12 protein-coding genes and 3 pseudogenes are annotated in these 17,348 nt (G+C 69.6%); 5 read left to right on the top strand and 10 right to left on the bottom strand.

The annotated features are described in order from the left end of the window. Nucleotides 1-19: 19 nt before the first annotated feature. Together rnr and ACFQE0_RS07755 are read right to left on the bottom strand one after the other, a co-directional pair. Nucleotides 20-2,332: a ribonuclease R gene (gene rnr / locus ACFQE0_RS07750; RefSeq protein ID WP_378968563.1), complete on the bottom strand. Its 2,313-nt coding sequence runs from the start codon at nt 2,330-2,332 to the stop codon at nt 20-22. Between the two features lie 149 nt (nt 2,333-2,481). After that, nucleotides 2,482-2,820, bottom strand: a complete 339-nt coding sequence (locus ACFQE0_RS07755) for a hypothetical protein (RefSeq protein WP_378968565.1) — start codon at nt 2,818-2,820, stop codon at nt 2,482-2,484. A 96-nt stretch (nt 2,821-2,916) separates the two neighbouring features. Between ACFQE0_RS07755 and ydiJ the strand changes: the two are divergent. From ydiJ to ACFQE0_RS07770, 3 genes and pseudogenes are all read left to right on the top strand, one after another. Further along, nucleotides 2,917-5,966: pseudogene (gene ydiJ / locus ACFQE0_RS07760) on the top strand (D-2-hydroxyglutarate dehydrogenase YdiJ). A 29-nt stretch (nt 5,967-5,995) separates the two neighbouring features. Next, a pseudogene (locus ACFQE0_RS07765) lies at nt 5,996-6,529 on the top strand (ketopantoate reductase family protein); the annotation flags it as partial. A gap of 31 nt (nt 6,530-6,560) precedes the next feature. Next, entirely contained in the window at nt 6,561-6,866 is a 306-nt protein-coding gene (locus ACFQE0_RS07770; RefSeq protein ID WP_378968568.1) for a ketopantoate reductase family protein, read from the top strand. Here the strand turns inward: ACFQE0_RS07770 and ACFQE0_RS07775 are convergent. The 6 genes and pseudogenes from ACFQE0_RS07775 to ACFQE0_RS07800 all read right to left on the bottom strand — a co-directional run bounded on the left by ACFQE0_RS07775 (nt 6,863) and on the right by ACFQE0_RS07800 (nt 12,959). Further along, nucleotides 6,863-7,174, bottom strand: a complete 312-nt coding sequence (locus ACFQE0_RS07775) for a plasmid stabilization protein (protein ID WP_378968570.1) — start codon at nt 7,172-7,174, stop codon at nt 6,863-6,865. The two genes, ACFQE0_RS07770 and ACFQE0_RS07775, sit on opposite strands and share 4 nt — an antisense overlap. Before the next feature lie 26 nt (nt 7,175-7,200). Continuing rightward, nucleotides 7,201-8,802, bottom strand: a complete 1,602-nt coding sequence (locus ACFQE0_RS07780) for a hybrid sensor histidine kinase/response regulator (RefSeq protein ID WP_378975363.1) — start codon at nt 8,800-8,802, stop codon at nt 7,201-7,203. Between the two features lie 132 nt (nt 8,803-8,934). Then, nucleotides 8,935-10,872 (bottom strand): annotated as a pseudogene (locus ACFQE0_RS07785) (AI-2E family transporter); the annotation flags it as partial. Between the two features lie 47 nt (nt 10,873-10,919). Then, nucleotides 10,920-11,300: a response regulator gene (locus ACFQE0_RS07790; RefSeq protein WP_378975365.1), complete on the bottom strand. Its 381-nt coding sequence runs from the start codon at nt 11,298-11,300 to the stop codon at nt 10,920-10,922. A 104-nt stretch (nt 11,301-11,404) separates the two neighbouring features. Further along, nucleotides 11,405-12,337, bottom strand: a complete 933-nt coding sequence (locus tag ACFQE0_RS07795) for a pyridoxamine 5'-phosphate oxidase family protein (RefSeq protein ID WP_378968572.1) — start codon at nt 12,335-12,337, stop codon at nt 11,405-11,407. A gap of 7 nt (nt 12,338-12,344) precedes the next feature. After that, on the bottom strand, nt 12,345-12,959 hold the full coding sequence (locus ACFQE0_RS07800) for a glutathione S-transferase family protein (RefSeq protein ID WP_378968575.1): 615 nt from the start codon (nt 12,957-12,959) through the stop codon (nt 12,345-12,347). Nucleotides 12,960-13,063: 104 nt separating this feature from the next. On the opposite strand from ACFQE0_RS07800, the gene ACFQE0_RS07805 reads away from it, so the two are divergent. Further along, nucleotides 13,064-13,963 carry a LysR family transcriptional regulator gene (locus ACFQE0_RS07805; RefSeq protein WP_378968577.1) on the top strand — a complete coding sequence of 300 codons (900 nt, stop codon included), beginning with the start codon at nt 13,064-13,066 and terminating at the stop codon, nt 13,961-13,963. Here ACFQE0_RS07805 and ACFQE0_RS07810 read toward each other — a convergent pair. Together ACFQE0_RS07810 and ACFQE0_RS07815 are read right to left on the bottom strand one after the other, a co-directional pair. Continuing rightward, the gene (locus tag ACFQE0_RS07810; RefSeq protein WP_378968579.1) at nt 13,938-15,173 is read right to left on the bottom strand and encodes an NAD(P)/FAD-dependent oxidoreductase; all 1,236 of its coding nucleotides are present in this window, start codon (nt 15,171-15,173) and stop codon (nt 13,938-13,940) included. The two genes, ACFQE0_RS07805 and ACFQE0_RS07810, sit on opposite strands and share 26 nt — an antisense overlap. Before the next feature lie 2 nt (nt 15,174-15,175). Next, nucleotides 15,176-16,123, bottom strand: coding sequence for a LysR family transcriptional regulator (locus ACFQE0_RS07815; protein WP_378968581.1), 948 nt, complete (start codon nt 16,121-16,123; stop codon nt 15,176-15,178). 166 nt (nt 16,124-16,289) lie between these two features. On the opposite strand from ACFQE0_RS07815, the gene ACFQE0_RS07820 reads away from it, so the two are divergent. Beyond that, on the top strand, nt 16,290-17,339 hold the full coding sequence (locus tag ACFQE0_RS07820) for a class 1 fructose-bisphosphatase (protein ID WP_378968584.1): 1,050 nt from the start codon (nt 16,290-16,292) through the stop codon (nt 17,337-17,339). The last annotated feature ends 9 nt before the right edge of the window (nt 17,340-17,348 follow it).

A 17,348-nucleotide genomic window follows, 5' to 3' on the forward strand; every position in this document is an offset into this window, starting at 1 on the left:
CGTCGTACCATCCCGGCCCTCAGCGGCGGGAGCCCCGATGGCGCGACCCCGAGTTGCGGATACCCGCCGGGCGGCTGGGCGGAGCCGCCTTGAATGGCCGTCCGAGACCCTTGCGGGTGCCACCGCCCCTCGACCCCTGCCGCCCCTCGCTCAGAAGCTCGAAGCGCAGGGCACCCGCCACGGGCGCCGCCTCCACGAGCCGCACCTCGACCCGGTCGCCGAGCCGGAACGTTTCGCCCGTGCGCTCGCCGACGAGGGCGTGGCGGCCCTCTTCATGGCGGAAATAGTCGGCGCCGAGTTGCGAGATCGGCACGAAGCCGTCGGCCCCGGTCTCGTCGAGCTTGATGAACAGGCCAGCCCGGTTCACCCCCGAGATCTGCCCGGCGAAGGTCGCGCCGACCTGGTCCGCGAGGTGGCCCGCGATGAGCCGGTCGATCGTCTCGCGCTCGGCGGCCATGGCCCGCCGCTCCGTCGCGGAGATGGTCTCGCCGATGGCGGCGAGATCCCCCGCCGAGATGTCGGACGAGAGGCCTCCTGACCCGAGCTTGCAAGCCGTGATCAGCGCCCGGTGGACGATGAGGTCGGCATAGCGCCGGATCGGTGAGGTGAAATGCGCGTAGCGGCGCAGGTTCAGGCCGAAATGGCCGAGGTTCTCGGAAGCGTAGACGGCCTGGGCCTGTGAGCGCAGCACGACCTCGTTGATGAAGATCGCGTGCTCGGTCTCGGCCACCGAGCGCAGGATGCGGTTGAACAGGTCGGGCCGGAGCGCGCCTTCCTTCGGCAGCTTGATGCCGACCGACCCCAGCACCTCGCCCAGCGCACGCATCTTCTCCAGGGCGGGCTCGTCGTGGATCCGGTAGATCAGCGGCTGCTTGGCCGATTCCAGGGTTTCGGCGGCGGCGACGTTCGCCTGGATCATGAACTCCTCGATCAGCCGGTGGGCGTCGAGGCGTTCGGGCACGATCACCCGGTCGACGCCGCCCTCGGGCGTCAACAGAACCTTGCGCTCGGGCAGGTCGAGGGCCAAGGGCCCGCGCCGGTCACGGGCGGTCTTCAGGGCGGCATAGGCGGCCCAGAGCGGACGCAGGGCCCGGTCGAGAAGCGGGCCGGTCTTCTCGTGGCCATGCCCGTCGATGGCGGCCTGCGCCTGCGCGTAGGAGAGCTTGGCGGCCGAGCGCATCATCACCCGGTGGAAGCTGTGGCGGCGCTTCACCCCGTCGGCGGCGATCACCATCCGCACGGCGATGGCCGGGCGGTCCTCACCCTCGCGCAGCGAGCAGAGATCGTTCGAGATGCGTTCGGGCAGCATCGGCACCACCCGGTCAGGGAAATAGACCGAGTTGCCACGCTCCAAGGCCTCTCGGTCGAGGCTCGTGCCGGGGCGGACATAGGCCGCGACATCGGCAATCGCGACGGTGACGACGAAGCCGCCCGGGTTGCCAGGGTCCTCGTCAGGCTCGGCCATCACGGCGTCGTCGTGATCCTTCGCATCCGGCGGGTCGATGGTAAGCAAGGGGCGGTCGCGCCAATCGTCACGGCCTTTCAGCGTCGCGGGCTTTACCGCGTCCGCTTCGGCAAGCGTCGAATCGGCAAAGACGTGCGGGATGCCGTGCAGGTGCAGGGCGATGAGGCTCACCGCCTTCTCGGAGCCGAGGGAGCCCAGGCGCTCGCGCACCCGACCGCGCGGCAGGCCAAAGCGGGTCTCGCGTTCCAGGGCGACGCTCACGAGGTCGCCGTCCTTGGCCTCGCCTTCCTCGCCCGGCGGGATCAGGATCTCCTTGCCCTGTGCCTTCTTGTCGACGGGCACGATGCGGCCGCCCTGGGCGCCTGCACGATAGACCCCGATGATCTCGGCCTTGTTCTTTCCGATGACCTTGATGACGCGGCCAGAATAGCCACCCTCGGCGTCGCGCTCCACGCGGATGAGGGCGCGGTCGCCGATGCCCGGCGCGGGCCGCTTGGCGCCGCGTCCGCCCCGCACGGGCATGAGCACGATAGACGGCGGCTTGCCCTCGCCCGTCCATTCGGCGGGCACGGCCAAAAAGTCGCCGTGGCGGTCGCGGGAGCGGATATCGGCCAGCACCACGGGGGGCAGATGCCCGGCGGCCTGGAATCCGCCGCGCCCGCGCTCGAGACCGCCCTCGGCCTCGATCTCCTTCAGAACGGCCTTCAGTTCAATCTTCGCCGCGCCGCCCTTCAGGCCAAAGGCCTTGGCGATCTCGCGCTTGCCCACGCGTTCCTTGGATTCGGCGATGAAGGCGAGGATCTGCTCGCGCGTCGGGATCGTCTGGGGGAGGGCGGTATCCGCCTTCGCGCGGGTGCGGGGTGCCAACGAATCCGTGCCGTGTCTCGAGAAAGGGCGGGGCATGCCGTGCGGCCTGCGCCAACCTCAAAGGTGGTGGCACAGGTGGCGCAGGGCAACGCCTCATCCGTGTTCCTCAACAGATGCCGCAGGTTGGCTTCGGTCAAGCCATTCCCGCGTCACCCCGTCGAGGCCGACTTGCGGATGCGTTCCACCGCCTCGTCCCGGTCGAAGTTCGGCGCCAGCATTTCATTGAGGGTAAAAAGGCACTGGCGCGGTAAGGTGAGGCTCACTTGGCCCTCCTCCGGCGTGAGCTCCGGCGTCTCGGCGTCCTGGATGGCGAGCGTCCAGGCGCCGTCCATCCTGACATGGGCGGGGTCAGGCGGGTTCGCTTGCACGGCGGCGATCTGGGTGGACGCCTCTTCCCGGCAGGCGAGGCTCTTCGCGTCGTCCGATAAGAGGGCCGCCTTGATCAGTTCCGCCAGGACACTCCTGATCCGTTCGACATCCGCGTTCATGCCCATTCCCGGTTTCCGATCCTTGCGACGGACTGGCAAGGCTGGTGCCAGCCACTTCGGCTTCCCTCACGGGCCGCCGGGTGTAGAACGCGTCGCATGATCCCGGTTCTTACCCGCACCGCCGATGCGGTCCCCCTCTACGAGGCTGCCTGCGCCGAATTGCTGGCGCGGGGCTTCGAAGGCGACCTGTCGCTCACGCCCGCCGACCGCACGGTCTTTGCCACCGACAACTCGATCTATCAGGTCGAGCCCGGCGCCGTGGCTTTCCCACGATCCCGCGACGACCTCGTGCGCATCGCCCGCCTGCTGGATGATCCGCGCTTCACCGAAATCGTGATCCGCCCCCGCGGCGGCGCGACGGGGACGAACGGCCAATCGCTTGGGCACGGGCTCGTGGTCGACACCTCGCGGCACATGAACCGTATCCTAGAGATCGACGTCGAAAACCGGATCGTCCGCGTCGAGCCGGGGGTGGTGAAGGATCAGCTGAACCGCGAACTCGCCAAGTACGGGCTATTCTTCGCGCCGGAACTCTCGACCTCGAACCGTGCCACGATCGGCGGCATGATCTCGACCGATGCTTGCGGTCAGGGCTCCTGCCTCTACGGTAAGACACGCGACCACGTGCTGGCGCTGACCTGCGTGCTGACCGACGGCACGGTCTGGACCGCCGAGCCTCTGGACGCGGAGGGCCTCGCCGCCGCCAAGGCGCAGCCTGGCCGTGTCGGGGAAATCCACCGCGCCGTGGACGCGGCGATTGTCGAGAACGCAGCGCTGATCGCGGCGCGTTTTCCCAAGCTCAACCGCTGCCTCACGGGCTACGACCTCGCCCATGTCCGCGACGCGGAGGGCCGTTTCGACCTGAAGAGCCTGATCTGCGGCGCTGAAGGAACGCTCGCCCTCATCGCCGAGGCGCGGCTCAACGTGCTGCCGATTCCGAAGGCCTCCGCCCTCGTCGCCCTGTCCTACGTCGATTTCGACGCCGCGTTGCGCGATGCGCAGGCGCTGATGCCCTTCGGCGCAGCCTCCGTCGAGACCATCGATTCCACTGTGCTCGGCCTCGCCCGCAAGGACCCGATCTGGGCCGAGGTGCGAGCCTTCTTCCCCGATGATCCGGCGGGCCGGACGGTCGAGGGCATCAACCTCGTGGAATTCGTGGGTGACGAGCCCTCAATCGTCGAAGAATCGTTGAGCCGGCTGACGGATGCCCTCGACGCCGAGAAGCAGAGCCACGGCAAGCGCGTCGGCCACACGATCGCCAGGGGCGCGGCGATCGAACGGCTCTGGACCATGCGCAAGAAGGCGGTGGGCCTTCTCGGTGCGGCCAAGGGCGATGCGCGGCCGATCCCCTTCGTGGAGGATACGGCGGTGCCCCCGGAGGTACTGGCCGATTACATCGCCGAGTTCCGCGCCCTCCTCGATGCCAAGGGGCTGCGCTACGGCATGTTCGGCCATGTCGATGCCGGGGTGCTGCATGTCCGCCCCGCCATCGATCTGAAGGATCCGGCGCAGGCGCCGCTGATCCGCGAGGTCACGGAGGGCGTCGTCGCGCTCACCAAGCGGTATGGCGGCCTGCTCTGGGGCGAGCACGGAAAGGGCTTCCGCTCGGAATTCGTGCCGGAGACCTTCGGGCCGCTCATGCCCGTGCTGGAAACGGTGAAGCGCGCCTTCGATCCCGGCGACCGGCTGAATCCCGGCAAGATCGCCTCGGCTTCCGGTCACGCGCTGACGCGGATCGACGGCGTGCCCCGGCGCGGCGAGGCCGACCGCACCATCCCCCCGCGATCCGCGCCGAGTTCGACGCGGCGCTCCATTGCAACGGCAACGGTGCCTGCTTCTCCTACGATACGGACGAGGCCATGTGCCCGTCCTGGAAGGCGACTCGCGAGCGGCGGCACTCGCCCAAGGGGCGCGCCTCGCTCATGCGAGAATGGCTTCGGCTCGCTGCTGCCGCTGGGGCCGATCCCACTGCAGCCCTGCGCCGGGAGCGGCCGAGCCCTTTGCGCGACCTCCTCCGCAGCCTGCGCCCGGCGGGCGACCGGAGCGACTTCTCACACGCTGTGAAGGAGGCGATGGATGGTTGCCTCGCCTGCAAGTCCTGCACGGGCTCCTGTCCGATCAAGGTCGACGTGCCGAGTTTCCGGGCGAAGTTCCTGGCGCTCTACCACCAACGCTATCCGCGCCCTCTGAAGGACCACCTGATCGGCGCCCTCGAACACGTGCTGCCCCTCGCCGCGCGGATGCCTCGTCTCGGCAACGCCCTGGCGGCGAACCCCGTGGCCCGCGTGGCCCTGGCCAAGCTCGGTCTCGTGGCGATTCCCGCTCTCTCGACCCTCGACCTCGTGGGGACGCTCGCCCATCTCGGTGTTTCCACCGCGACGCCTGCGGCTTTGCGCGCCTTGAGCGCTGAGGAGCGGAGGGCGTCGGTCGTGATCGTGCAGGATGCCTTCACCACGCATTTCGAGGCCGAACTCGTTGCCGACCTCTGCGCCTTGCTGGTCGAGCTTGGCTTCCGGCCATGGCTCGCGCCCTACCGGCCGAACGGCAAGCCGCTGCATGTCCACGGCTTCCTCGCCCGGTTCGGAAAGGTCGCCGCCGACGGAGCTGCCTCCCTCCGGACGCTTGCAGCGGAAGGGGTGCCCTTGATCGGCATCGACCCGTCCATGACGCTCACCTACCGCTCCGAATATGCCGCCGCCCTGCCGGAAGGGGCGGCGCCGAAGGTCCAACTCGTACAGGAATGGCTGTCCGGACGGCTCGATGCGGTCGCGCCGAGAAGCGGCGGCGGCACCTTCCGCCTACTGCCCCACTGCACCGAGCGCACCAACGCGCCGGGCGCCGTCAAGGATTGGCAGGCCGTGTTTCTCCATCTCGGCCTGCGGCTCGATGTGCCCGCCTCGGGCTGCTGCGGCATGGCCGGAACCTACGGCCACGAGGCCCGGAACCGGGCGACGTCGGAGATCATCTATGCGCAGAGCTGGGCGCAGCGCGTCCACGAGGGCGCGGGCGATCTCCTGGCCGATGGCTATTCCTGCCGCTCTCAGGTGAAGATTATCGACGGCATCCGCCTGCGCCATCCAGTGCGGGCGCTGCTCGACCATGTGCGGACGAGCGCCGTCGCGGCGCCGGAGACCCTGGCAGCATGAGCCAAACCCGGACACGACGCGTCGCTGTCATGGGGGCGGGCGCAGTCGGCTGCTATTACGGCGCCGTACTGGCCAAGGCCGGGCATCCCGTCACGTTGATCGGCCGACCCGCCTTGGTCGAGGCCGTGGCCGAACGGGGGCTCGTGCTCGACACCGCCGAGGGACGCGAGACGGTGCCGCTCGCCGCATTGGCCGGGCCGGAGGGCGTGGCGGGGGCGGATCTCGTCCTCGTCTGCGTGAAATCGGGTGATACCGAAGCGGCGGGACGGGCGATGCTCCCGCATCTGGCGCCTGAAGCGACGATCCTCAGCCTGCAGAACGGTGTCGATAACGGTGAGCGTCTGGCGGCGGTGACCGGTCGGCCGGTCGTGCCGGTAGCGGTCTATGTCGCCACCGCGATGGAGGGTGCGGGCCATGTCCGCCACCACGGGCGCGGCGATCTGATCCTGGGGACGGGCGGCGAGGCGGCGGCGGATTGGCTCAACGCCGCGGGCATCCCGGCGAGCGTGTCCGACCGGGTGCGCGACGCGCTCTGGGCGAAGCTGACGATCAACTGCGCCTGGAATGCCCTATCGGCCCTCGGTGGCAAGCCCTATGGGCGAGCTCTTCGCAAGAGAGGGTGTGGCGAAGGTGTTGGCCGAGGTCACGGCCGAATGCGTCGCGGTGGCCATGGCCTGCGGCATCCACCTACCGGAGGACATGCTCGCCCAGGTCGAAGTCATTGCCCGGACCATGGCGGAGCAGCGCTCCTCGACCGCGCAGGACCTCGCCAGAGGCCGCCCCACGGAGATCGACCACCTCAACGGCAAGGTCGTCCGCGAGGGAGAACGCCTCGGCATCCCCACCCCGGCCAACCGGGTGCTGCACACGCTGGTGAAGCTGGTGGAACCCGACCGCTAACCCTTCGCGGCGTTCGCCTTCCGCGTCGCGGCGGCCTTCTTCGCGGAAGCCGAGCGGTCTGCGGCGCTGCGCTTGGCCGAGGCCGCACCGCCGGTCTTGCCGCCCTTGTGCGCAGCGGGATGGCCCGTATTCTTCGCCCGGCCCGACCCGCCGGGATGCTTGCCGCCGCCATCGTCCTTGTTGACCGTCGCCCAGGCGCGGGCTTCGGCCTCCTTTTCCGGCACGCCGCGACTCTCGTAGGACTCCGCGATGTGCTCGGCCTTGCGCTTCTGCTTGTCGGTGTATTTCGACTTGTCGCCCTGAGACATGGATCGCTCTCCAGTGGGCGACGGCCTCACGTGACGCCGGTGGGGCCGTCGAGGATGGCCCGAACCCGCCGGATCAGCTCCGTACGGCGGTAGGGCTTGTTCAATATCTCGAATTCCGAACCCCCCACATCGGTTCGCTCAAGGCTCGCTTCCGCGTATCCGGTGGCCAGCAAAACCTTCAGGCGCGGCTGGCGGCGGCGGGCCTCGCGGGCCAGCACAACACCGTTCATGCCGCCGGGCATGATCATGTCCGTGAACAGCAGATCGATGCGCTCGCTCGAATCGAGGATTTCCAGGGCCTCCTTGCCGCTGCCCGCCATCAGCACCGTGTAGCCGAAGTCGCGCAGGATGGTCCGGGCCAGTTCCGCTACGTCCTGCCGGTCATCGACCACGAGGATCGTCTCGGTACCCTCCCTGTCCACGGTGCGCAGGGTGACCTTGGCGGGCATGGCCTGCTCGCCCTCGATGGCCGGGAAGGACAGGCTGACCGTCGTGCCCGTGCCGACGCTGGACTCGATCTGCGCCGCCCCACCCGATTGCTTGGCGAAGCCGTAGACCATCGAGAGGCCGAGTCCGGTGCCCTTGCCCTCTTCCTTCGTGGTGAAGAATGGGTCCATCACCCGCGCCAGCACGGCGGGCGGCATACCGGTGCCGGTATCGCTGACGGCGATGGAAGCGTAGCGCCCCTCGCGCAGGGGGCCGATATCTCGGTCCGTATTCACGGTCACCGTGCGGTTGGCCGTGGAGATCCGCACGGTTCCGCCGCCGGACATCGCATCGCGGGCGTTGATCAGCACGTTGAGGATCGCGACCTCGGCCTGGGTCGGGTCGACGCGGCAATTCCAGAGGTTCTCCGCGAGGTCGAACTCAACCTGCACCGCGTCGCCAACCGAACGGGTGATCATCTCCCGCATGCCCTCGATGAGGGTGTTGAGGTTGACCGAGCGCCCATCGAGACGCTGCTTGCGGGCGAAGGCGAGGAGCTGCTGCGTCAGCGTCGTGGCGCGCTCGGCCGCCTGCCGGATGTTGTCGGTGGCACGCCCGAGCCGTGCCCGGTCTGCGTCCGGCTTCTCCAGGCCCGCCGAGAGGATGTCGACATAGCCGACGATGACCTGAAGCAGGTTGTTGAAGTCGTGGGCGATGCCCCCGGTCAGCTGGCCGAGCGCCTCCATCTTCTGCGCTTGGCCCAGCGCCTCCTCCGCGTCGCGTCGGCGCGACACATCGAGCTGCGAGGCGAAATAATAGACGAGCTCACCGGCGGTGTTGTGCACGGGCGAGACGAACAGGGCGTTCCAGAACGTCGAACCGTTCTTGCGGTAGTTCAGAATCTCCGTGGCGAATTCCCGCCGTTCGGCGATGGCTTGGCGGACCTGGGAGACGGTCTCGGGGTCGGTCTCGGGGCCTTGCAGGAAACGGCAGTTCCGCCCGATCAATTCCTCGGGCGTATAGCCGGTCATCGCCAGGAACGCGCGGTTGGCGAAGATGATCGGGTTGTCCGGCTGCCGGGGATCGGTGACGATCATCGGCATCCGGGTCGTCTCGACAGCGGCGAAGAAGATCTCGCTGCGCGGATCGGACACCTCGGCGGGGGCGTCGTCGTGGACGCGGGTCCCGGGCGGCTCGGACATGTCTTCTGTCTCACACATCCCGGGCGGCTCGGGCGACGGTGGGAATCGCGCTACCGGCGCCAACGGTTCCCCGAAGCTTGGGGGGAATCCACATGGCTCAGGCGACGGCTCCCGCCGTGAGGGCGGCCCTCGGCGCCGAGAGCCCGGCAGGGCGGGCACCGGGCGCGGAGCCCGGCTCGCTTCGAGCGCGGCCGAGAGCGCGTCGCTCAACGATGTGACGAGGTAATCCGCCGAGGTCGCCCGGCGCAGGCGAGCGAGGCTCGCCGGGTCGCGCTCGCGCCAGAAGCCCACGAGCACGCGCACCCCGGGAATCGCGGCCCGCGCCTGCCGCACCGTGAACCGCACCTGCGAGAGGCTGACCGGTTCGAGATAGGAGAAGCACACCATCGCGATGCCCTCCTGTTCCTCCGGCCGGTCGCCGCCACGGATCGCGGCCATGGACAGGGTTTGCGAGGCGAGGCCGTGCCGGGCGAGGATCTGGCTCAGCATCAGCGTCGCCGCCTCATCGAACGGTCCCCGGCTCGACACGCACAGCACGGGCCGTGCGCCGCGCCAAGCCGGAGCCAGATCCTCCGGCCCGAGCACGATAGCCGCTTCCTGCCGGTCGGGGCCGATGGCGTCGAGGGCGGCCACCGTCTCGGTATCCGCCCCCCGTCCCGCCTTGCCACGCCGCGGGCGACGGGCGACCGGGCTCGTGCCGAGCCGCGCGACGACAGCGCGGATCGATGCGCCGACCTCGTCCTGACGCTCGCGGACCAGCGTGCCGCGCGACAGATCTTCCTGGGCCAGCAGCAGGCCCGCGAGCACGACCTGATCGTAATAGGTGACGAGGGCGCGCTCCTTCAGGAACTGGCGGCCCTGCTCGATCGCCTCCGCCGGGTCATTGGCGAGCATGCGCTGATAGAAGATCTCGGGCGGCGCCAGAGCCGGCCGGTCGCCCAGCAGGATGTCGAGATACCACAGCCGGTCGACATGGCGGCCTAGCACCACGAGGCACACCGTCAGCGGCGTCGCGAGCACGAGGCCGATCGGGCCCCAGAGAAAGGTCCAGATCGTCGCCGACAGGATCACCGCCACCGGCGAGATGCCCGTGGAATGCCCGTAGAGCAGGGGTTCCACCACGTGGCCCGCCAGGGGCTCGACCACGAGGAACAGGATCACGGTGGAAATCACCATGGACCACCCGGGATCCACCGCCGCCGCCAGGATCACCGGCAGCAGGGCGCTGATTGCCGCGCCGATGTAGGGGACGAAGCGCAGGATCGCCGCCAGGACGCCGAACAGGGTGGGGCTCGGAACGCCGATCAGCCCCAGGCCGACACCGATCACCACGCCGAAGGCGATGTTGAGGGCGAGCTGCGCCAGGAAGAACTTCGACAGGCGGCTCGTGGCATCGTCGATCGCGGCGGTGGTGCGCCGCAGATCGCCCGGCCCGATCAGGCGGATGGCGCGGTTCCGCAGATCCTCCCGCTGCATCAGAATGAAGATCGTGAAGATCAGGATCAGGCCGGTGGTGGCCAGCGGGTGAAGAACGGGGCCCGCGAAAGTCTGGAGCGTGTCGAGCACGCTCGTCCGGGCGGGGCTGAGTTCCACGGTGAGCGGATGGGTCGGCGAGCCTGGATCGCCCTTGTACTCGGCGGCCGGCGGCGGCTGGATCGCCGCGCCGAGGTCCTGCACCATGTCCACGAGGCGCGAGAGCGAGCTCGACCCGTCCGTCGCACCGCGTAGGTCGCGGATCTTGTCGCGCATCACCATCGTGTAGCGCGGCAGATCGGATGCGAGCTGCGACGCCTCGCTGGCGATCAGGCTGCCGACCCCGAACAGGGCGGCGAAGACGGTCACGACCACGATCAGGACGGCGGGCGCCCGTGGCACCCGCACCCGACGCAGCATGCGCACGAAGGGTGCGAGCACGAAGCTCAGCAGGATCGCCAGCACGACGGGCACGAGGATCTCGCGCCCGAAATACAGCGCCGCCATCACCCCCACGACGAGGAGGAAGGAGGCGAGCGCCACCATGATCGGCAGGCCCTGCTTCAGGCGCTGCGCGGTGACCGGATCCTCGCTCACTGACACGCTTCCCTCAACCCACTGACATCACCCATGCCGTCCCGGCCTCAGCCGGTCTGCGCCGTCTCCCCGAGGGCCGTGCTGATTTGGCTGAGCAGCTTCGAGAAATCGACGGGTTTGGGATGATAGTCGTCGCAGCCCGCCTGGATCGCCTTGTCACGGTCGCCAGACATGGCGTGCGCGGTGAGTGCGATGATCGGGATGGAGCGGGTATCCGCCCCGGCCTTCAGCGCGCGGGCGGCGGACCAGCCGTCGAGGACGGGAAGGTTCATGTCCAGGAGGATCACGTCCGGCTGTCCGGCCCGCGCCTGACGCACGCCCGCCTCGCCGTCATGGGCCAGGATCACTTCATAGCCCCGCCGTTTCAGGCGCCGGGACAGGAAGTCCCAAATCTCTTCATGATCCTCGACAAGTAGTATCTTCGCCATCCGGCAACCCCCCATCGCCCCGTGATTGCTCTGCGCCATCGCGCGGCGATGCACAATGTCCAACACCTCCCAACGCGGCGGGGGCCTTTCCGGTCCCGGTGGGTTCACTCTTCCACACGACATTCCTGCGGCACCGCCGCCCAGGATCCCGTGAGGGCGAGCTGCGCGGCGGGTTCAGGCAGGCTCCAACGGAAGGGGAGGGCCGCCGGGCGGCGCCAGCCCCGGCGGACATGCAGGCGCCAGATCCGCTCCGCGCCGGCGAACCCACTGGCTGAGGGGAGACTCCAGTCGATCTCGGTCTCGCCCTGCAGCACAAGCAGGTCGCCGGTCTCGAAATCCGGGACCAGCAGGCTCGCCCGCGACTCCCCGAGGAGGTTGCCGAAGGTGTTGAAGAAGCGGTTGCCCGAGAAGTCGGGCAGGGTCAGCGTCTCCCCCTCCACCCGTATGAAGCCCGGCCGCCCACCCCGGTGCGAGATGTCGGCACCGCCGATCCCCTCTCGCGCGCGGCTTGCGACGAACACCGTGTCCGCCGCCTCGATGAGGCCGCGCGCCGCCTCGTCGAGACCCGCCAAGCGCTGAGTCGCGCCAGGCTTCCGCGCGAGGAGCCGATGCTCCCGCCGCTGGATGTACTTCGGGCAGTTCCCGAAGCTCTCCTCGATCGCCACGGTGAGACCGCCTCCCTCGCGGTCGACAACGGTGCCGTTCGCCCGGTTACGACGGCGGGTCGCCAGATCGATGCCGAGCAGGCCGACCTGCGCCCCCACGGCGAGCGCCGCGGCAGCGGGGTCGTCGGGGCCCGGCGCCGCCGCGATGGTGAGATGCGTCGCGTCGGGCGATTGGACAAAGCCGGGCTCGCCGGTCAGCACGGTGGCGATGGGCGAGCCCGTGTCGTCTACGGCGCCGAGGAACAGCCACGACAATCCGGCGAAGAACGTCCGGTGCTGGTCGGGCATGAAGGGGCGGATCGCCGGATTGTCCGCGAGAACGCGACCGGCCAATGCCTGCGCCGCGCGCTCATCCGCATGAAACGTGCCCATCGTCGCCTCACGCCGCCGTCGGGAGTGGAGAGGACGGCATGGCGACGAAGCCCGGAAGGGCCTCGACCCGGCCGATCCAGGCCCGGATCGCCGGATAGGGATCCAGCGAGACGCCGCCCTCCGGGGCATGCGCGACATAGGCGTAGCATGCGAGATCGGCGAGGGTCGGATGTGCCGTCGCCAGGAAATCGCGCCCGGCGAGATGACCGTCCATGAAGGTCAGCACCCGCTCCGACAGGGCGAGCGCCGCCGCGCGGTCGCCCGGGGTGCCGAACACGGCCATCACGCGCGCCCGCGCCGGGCCGAAGCGCACGTCCCCCGCCGCGATCGACAGCCACCGCTGTACCTGTGCCGCACCGATGGCGTCGGCGGGCATCCAATCGCCCCCCGGAGCGTAGCGGGCTGCGAGATAGACGAGGATCGCGTTGCTGTCGGCGATCACCGTGTCGCCGTCGGTGAGCACCGGGATCTGCCCGAGGGGATTCAGGCGGCGTAGCTCATCCGTAGGCGGAAAGGCCTCGACGAACCGGTAGGGCAGGCCAAGCAGCGCGAGGAACAGTTCGGCCCGGTGGGAATGGCCCGAGAGGCGTAGGCCATAGAGGGTGATGTCGGGGGTCGTCATGGCGGAATCTCCTTCCGCCGGGAAAGATCGTCCTTGCCGGTCTCCCGCGAAACGGGCTCTCTTCGGCGGTCAGAATTTCAGGTGCCGCAACAATCGAGCGAGTCATGGATCGGCTGGAGGAACTCGCCTTCTTCGTGGCGGTGGTCGAGACCGGGAGCCTCGCGGCGGCCGCGAGACGGATGAACCGCTCTCCTGCCGCCGCGACGCGCGCTCTCGCAGGGCTCGAGGCGCGGGTCGGCACCCGTCTCGTCGCCCGCACCACCCGCCGCCTCGCGCCGACCCCGGCTGGACTCGCTCTGGCGGAACAGGCGCGCGGACTTGTTGCGGGCTACGAGTCGGCGATCTCGGGGGCCGGGGAGGGCACGGTGCGCGGCCTCGTGCGCGTCACGGCCCCGGTGCAGTTCGGCCGCAGGCACGTTGCGCCCGTCGTCTCGGCCTTCCTGGATGCCTTCCCGGAGACGCAGATCGAGCTGAGGCTCGCGGACCGCAACGTCGACCTCGTGGAGGAAGGCCTCGACGTGGCCGTGCGGATCGGGTTGCTGGCCGAATCACGGCTGGTCTCTCGCAAGGTCGGGCAGGTCAGCCGCATCCTCGTGGCGAGCCCGGCCTACCTCGCTGCCCGCGGAACGCCCGTCCGCCCCGCCGATCTGGCGGCGCATGAGACGATCCAGGGTCTGGTCCGGCCGGGGCCGAGGGAATGGCAGTTCGGCAGGACGCGGGTGCGGCTGGCGCCCCGGCTCATCGTCAACGACGTGGAGGCCGCTCTCGGCGCCGCGCGGGCCGGGCGCGGCATCGCCCGGGTGCTGTCGTATCAGGCTGCGGAGGATCTGGCCGAGGGGCGGCTTATCCGCTTGCTCGGCCCGTACGAGCCGCCGCCGCTGCCGGTCCAGATCGTCACGCAGGGGGCGGAGTACCGGCCCGCGCGGGTCGTCGCCTTCCTCGATCACGCCGCCGGAATGCTGAGGAGCCTGCCCGTGCTCAACGAGCGGTCGCCAAGCCCTTGAGATCAAAGGCCGGATCGGCGGCTTGATCGGGAGCGAGCGGGGTCCCGGCGGTCAGGAGGCGCCGGGCGATCATGTGGTCGCCCGCCCGGTTGACCGACTCGACCGCGCAGAGCCGCCCGGCCCTGAAGCGGAACACCGAGAAGGCGGTGCCCGTCCCCCTCACCACCGCCTCGTCGCCGGGGGCCGACAGGCCCGCGATCTGGAGCTTGTGTGCGCCCTGGTCGCTCCAGAACCATGGCAGAGCCCCGTAGGCCGCCGGTCTGCCGGTGAGCCGGGCCGCGAGGCAGCGGCCCTGATCGATGGCGTTCTGGACCGACTCGATCCGCACCGTGCCGTCACCGGGCAGGCCGTGGACGAAGGGGCTCGGGAAGCGGGCGCAATCGCCGATGGCCGAGATCGCCGGGTCGGGCGTCGCCAGGAAGGCATCCACTCGCACGCCGTCCGTCGCGGGCAGGCCCGCTTCGGCGGCGAGATCCGCGTTCGGCAGCACGCCGATGCCGATCACGACGAGGTCGGCGGGAAGCTCCCTGCCATCCGCCAGGGACACGGCGCTCACCCGGCTCTCGCAACCCAGAAGCCCGCTCACCCCCGCGCCGAAGGCGAAGCGCACGCCCAACTCTTCCTGCGCCCTGCGGAAGAAGGCGGCGGTGTCGGCCGAGACCGCCCGCGCCATAGGCCGGTCGGCAGCCTCGACCACAGTGACGTCGAGCCCCCGACCGGCCGCCACAGCCGCGAATTCGAGCCCGATGAACCCCGCCCCGATCACGACGATGCGCGGCGAGTCCACCAGAGCCGCCTTCAGGGCGTCGGCATCGGACAGGCCGCGAAGCTGGCGCACCCCGGCGAGTTCGGCGCCGGGCACCGGCAATGGTCGGTTCCGCGCGCCGGTGGCCAGGACGAGGTGGGCGTAAGGAAGGGCGGTGCCGTCCGCGAGCACGAGACGGCGGCCTTCCCGGTCGATGGACCGGGCGAGGCTCCCGGCGTGCAGGGCGATCCGGTGCTCGGCGAAGAACGAGGCCGGGCGCAGGGCCAAGCCTTCCGCATCGGTCTTGCCCGCGAGATAGGCCTTCGACAGGGGCGGGCGCTGATAGGGCAGGGCGGTCTCGTCGCCGACCAGGGCGAGGGGCCCGGCATAGCCGCCCTCACGCAGGGATGCGGCGGCCTGGAAGCCTGCCTGACCTGCGCCGACGATGACGATGCCCGGTTCCACGCCTATTTCTCCCGCGCCGGTTTGACCGGCGTGACGAGGTCGAGGCCGGGCAGCCAACGCTCCCCATCGCTCATCAGGTAGCTCCAGACGGCCGAGGCCGCCGGGCCGAGCACCTTGTCCGCACGCCGCACTACGTACCAGTCGCGCCGGATCGGCAGGCCCGCCACGTCGAGCACGGCGAGTCGCTTGCTCTCCACCTCCGCCGCGACCGAATGGGCCGAGAGCAGGGCGAGGCCGAGGCCGGCGATCACCGCCTGCTTAATCGTCTCGTTCGAGCCGGTGTCGATATCGAGGAGCGCGCGCTTCACCAGCACGCCGCTCATGAATTCCTCGAACACCGTGCGCGTGCCCGAGCCCTCCTCGCGCATGAAGAAGGCTTGGTCCGCCAGATCCGTGCGGGCGAGCCCCTTGCGCCCGGCCAGCGGATGATCCGGCGCGGCCACGAGCACGAGCGGGTGCGGCCCGAAGGTCGCAGCCTCGATCGGGAAGTCGCGCGGCGGGCGTCCCATCACCGCGAAGTCGATCTCATAGCCGCGCAGGGCCTCGACCGTCTGGCCGCGGTTGCGCACCGACAGGCTGATCTCCACGCCCGGATGCAGCTTGGAGAAGCCCGCGATCACCTGCGGCGCAAAGTATTTGGCCGTCGTCACCACGCCCAGGGCGACGCGCCCGCCGGAAATTCCGCGCAAGGAGCGCAGGCGATCGGTGCAGGTCTCCAAGATGGTGTTGATGCTGTCGATGGCCCACAGCATCTCGCGCCCCGCATCCGTGGGCTTCAGCCCGGACGGCGTGCGGTCGAACAAGAGGAGCCCAGCCTCCTCCTCCAACTGGCGGATACGGGCGTAGAGAGCCGCCGAGGTGACGTTCAGTTCCTGCGCGGCCCGCGTCATGGTGCCGAGCTTGGCCACCGCCGCGACCGCCTGGAGTTGCTTCAGGGACAGGTTGCGCATGGCGGCGTTCTCGTTTTTTTGACCCAAGTCGCAAGGCTGTGCACATTTCTTGACGAGGGTAGCCGACGGTTCTTATCGATCCACCATCATGGCCGTCTATGATGGACGGCTCCGGACGGCTACAGGTCCGAACCCAAACGTAACAGCCCGGAAGAAGGACAGGCCGATGGCGGATCTAGCGGTCGGGACACCCCTCGACGCCTACCTCGCTCAGGTGGTGCAGGCCGATGCGGGCCTGCGGGACACCGCGGCGGTGGTCACAGCCGTGGCCGAGGCGGCCATCGACATCAGCGCCGTGATCGGGCGTGGCGCGCTCGGCGGCGACCTCGCCGCCACCGGCGACCAGAACAGCGACGGCGACGTGCAGAAGGCCCTCGACGTGATCGCGCATGATCGCGTCACGGCGGCCCTGCGTGGCGCCCCCGTCGCCACCGTGGCCTCCGAGGAAGCCACCGACGTCATGGTGCTCAACCCTGGCGCGCCGCTGGCCGTCGCCATCGACCCGCTGGACGGCTCGTCCAATATCGGCGTCAACATGGTGGTCGGCACCGTGTTCGGCATCCGCCCGGCGATCCAGGGCGACGACGTGGAGGCCAGCTTCCGGACGCCGGGCACGACGCAGCTCGCGGCGGGCTTCGTCAATTATGGCCCGGCCACGACCCTCATCGTCACCTTCGGCAAGGGTACTCAGACCTTCGTTCTCGACCGGGAGCAGGGTCAGTTCCGCCTCACCGTCGCGGCCATGAAGATCCCGGCCGCCGCCAAGGAATACGCGATCAACGCCTCGAACGCCCGGTTCTGGGACCCGCCGGTCAAGGCCTTCGTCGAGGATTGCCTGCGCGGGTCCGAGGGACCGCGCGACAAGGACTACAACATGCGCTGGCTCGGCTCGATGGTGGCCGACATGCAGCGCGTGCTGACGCGCGGCGGCGTGTTCCTGTACCCCGGCGATTCCCGGAAGGGCTATGCCCGCGGTCGCCTGCGGCTGCTCTACGAGGTCGCCCCCGTCGCCATGCTGATCGAGCAGGCGGGCGGTACCGCCACGGATGGTCAGGAGCGCATTCTCGACCTCGTCGCCACGGGCATCCACGAGCGCGCCCCGCTCATCTGTGGCTCGGCCGAGGAAGTCGCCTGCGTCGGCACCTACTACGCCGGCGGCAAGCCGGATGCTGGCCGCTCGCCGCTGTTCGGCCAGCGCGGCCTGATCCGGCCCTGAGGACGTCTC

Origin of the sequence: Methylobacterium komagatae (assembly GCF_042661665.1) — a bacterium.
In the GTDB taxonomy this organism is placed as follows: domain Bacteria; phylum Pseudomonadota; class Alphaproteobacteria; order Rhizobiales; family Beijerinckiaceae; genus Methylobacterium; species Methylobacterium komagatae.

Coding starts and splice junctions, on each gene's coding strand:
- ACFQE0_RS07755 (WP_378968565.1), bottom strand. CDS start 2,820: ATGAACGCGGATGTCGAACGGATCAGGAGTGTCCTGGCGGAACTGATC.
- ACFQE0_RS07770 (WP_378968568.1), top strand. CDS start 6,561: ATGGGCGAGCTCTTCGCAAGAGAGGGTGTGGCGAAGGTGTTGGCCGAG.
- ACFQE0_RS07775 (WP_378968570.1), bottom strand. CDS start 7,174: ATGTCTCAGGGCGACAAGTCGAAATACACCGACAAGCAGAAGCGCAAG.
- ACFQE0_RS07780 (WP_378975363.1), bottom strand. CDS start 8,802: ATGTCCGAGCCGCCCGGGACCCGCGTCCACGACGACGCCCCCGCCGAG.
- ACFQE0_RS07790 (WP_378975365.1), bottom strand. CDS start 11,300: ATGGCGAAGATACTACTTGTCGAGGATCATGAAGAGATTTGGGACTTC.
- ACFQE0_RS07795 (WP_378968572.1), bottom strand. CDS start 12,337: ATGGGCACGTTTCATGCGGATGAGCGCGCGGCGCAGGCATTGGCCGGT.
- ACFQE0_RS07800 (WP_378968575.1), bottom strand. CDS start 12,959: ATGACGACCCCCGACATCACCCTCTATGGCCTACGCCTCTCGGGCCAT.
- ACFQE0_RS07805 (WP_378968577.1), top strand. CDS start 13,064: ATGGATCGGCTGGAGGAACTCGCCTTCTTCGTGGCGGTGGTCGAGACC.
- ACFQE0_RS07815 (WP_378968581.1), bottom strand. CDS start 16,123: ATGCGCAACCTGTCCCTGAAGCAACTCCAGGCGGTCGCGGCGGTGGCC.
- ACFQE0_RS07820 (WP_378968584.1), top strand. CDS start 16,290: ATGGCGGATCTAGCGGTCGGGACACCCCTCGACGCCTACCTCGCTCAG.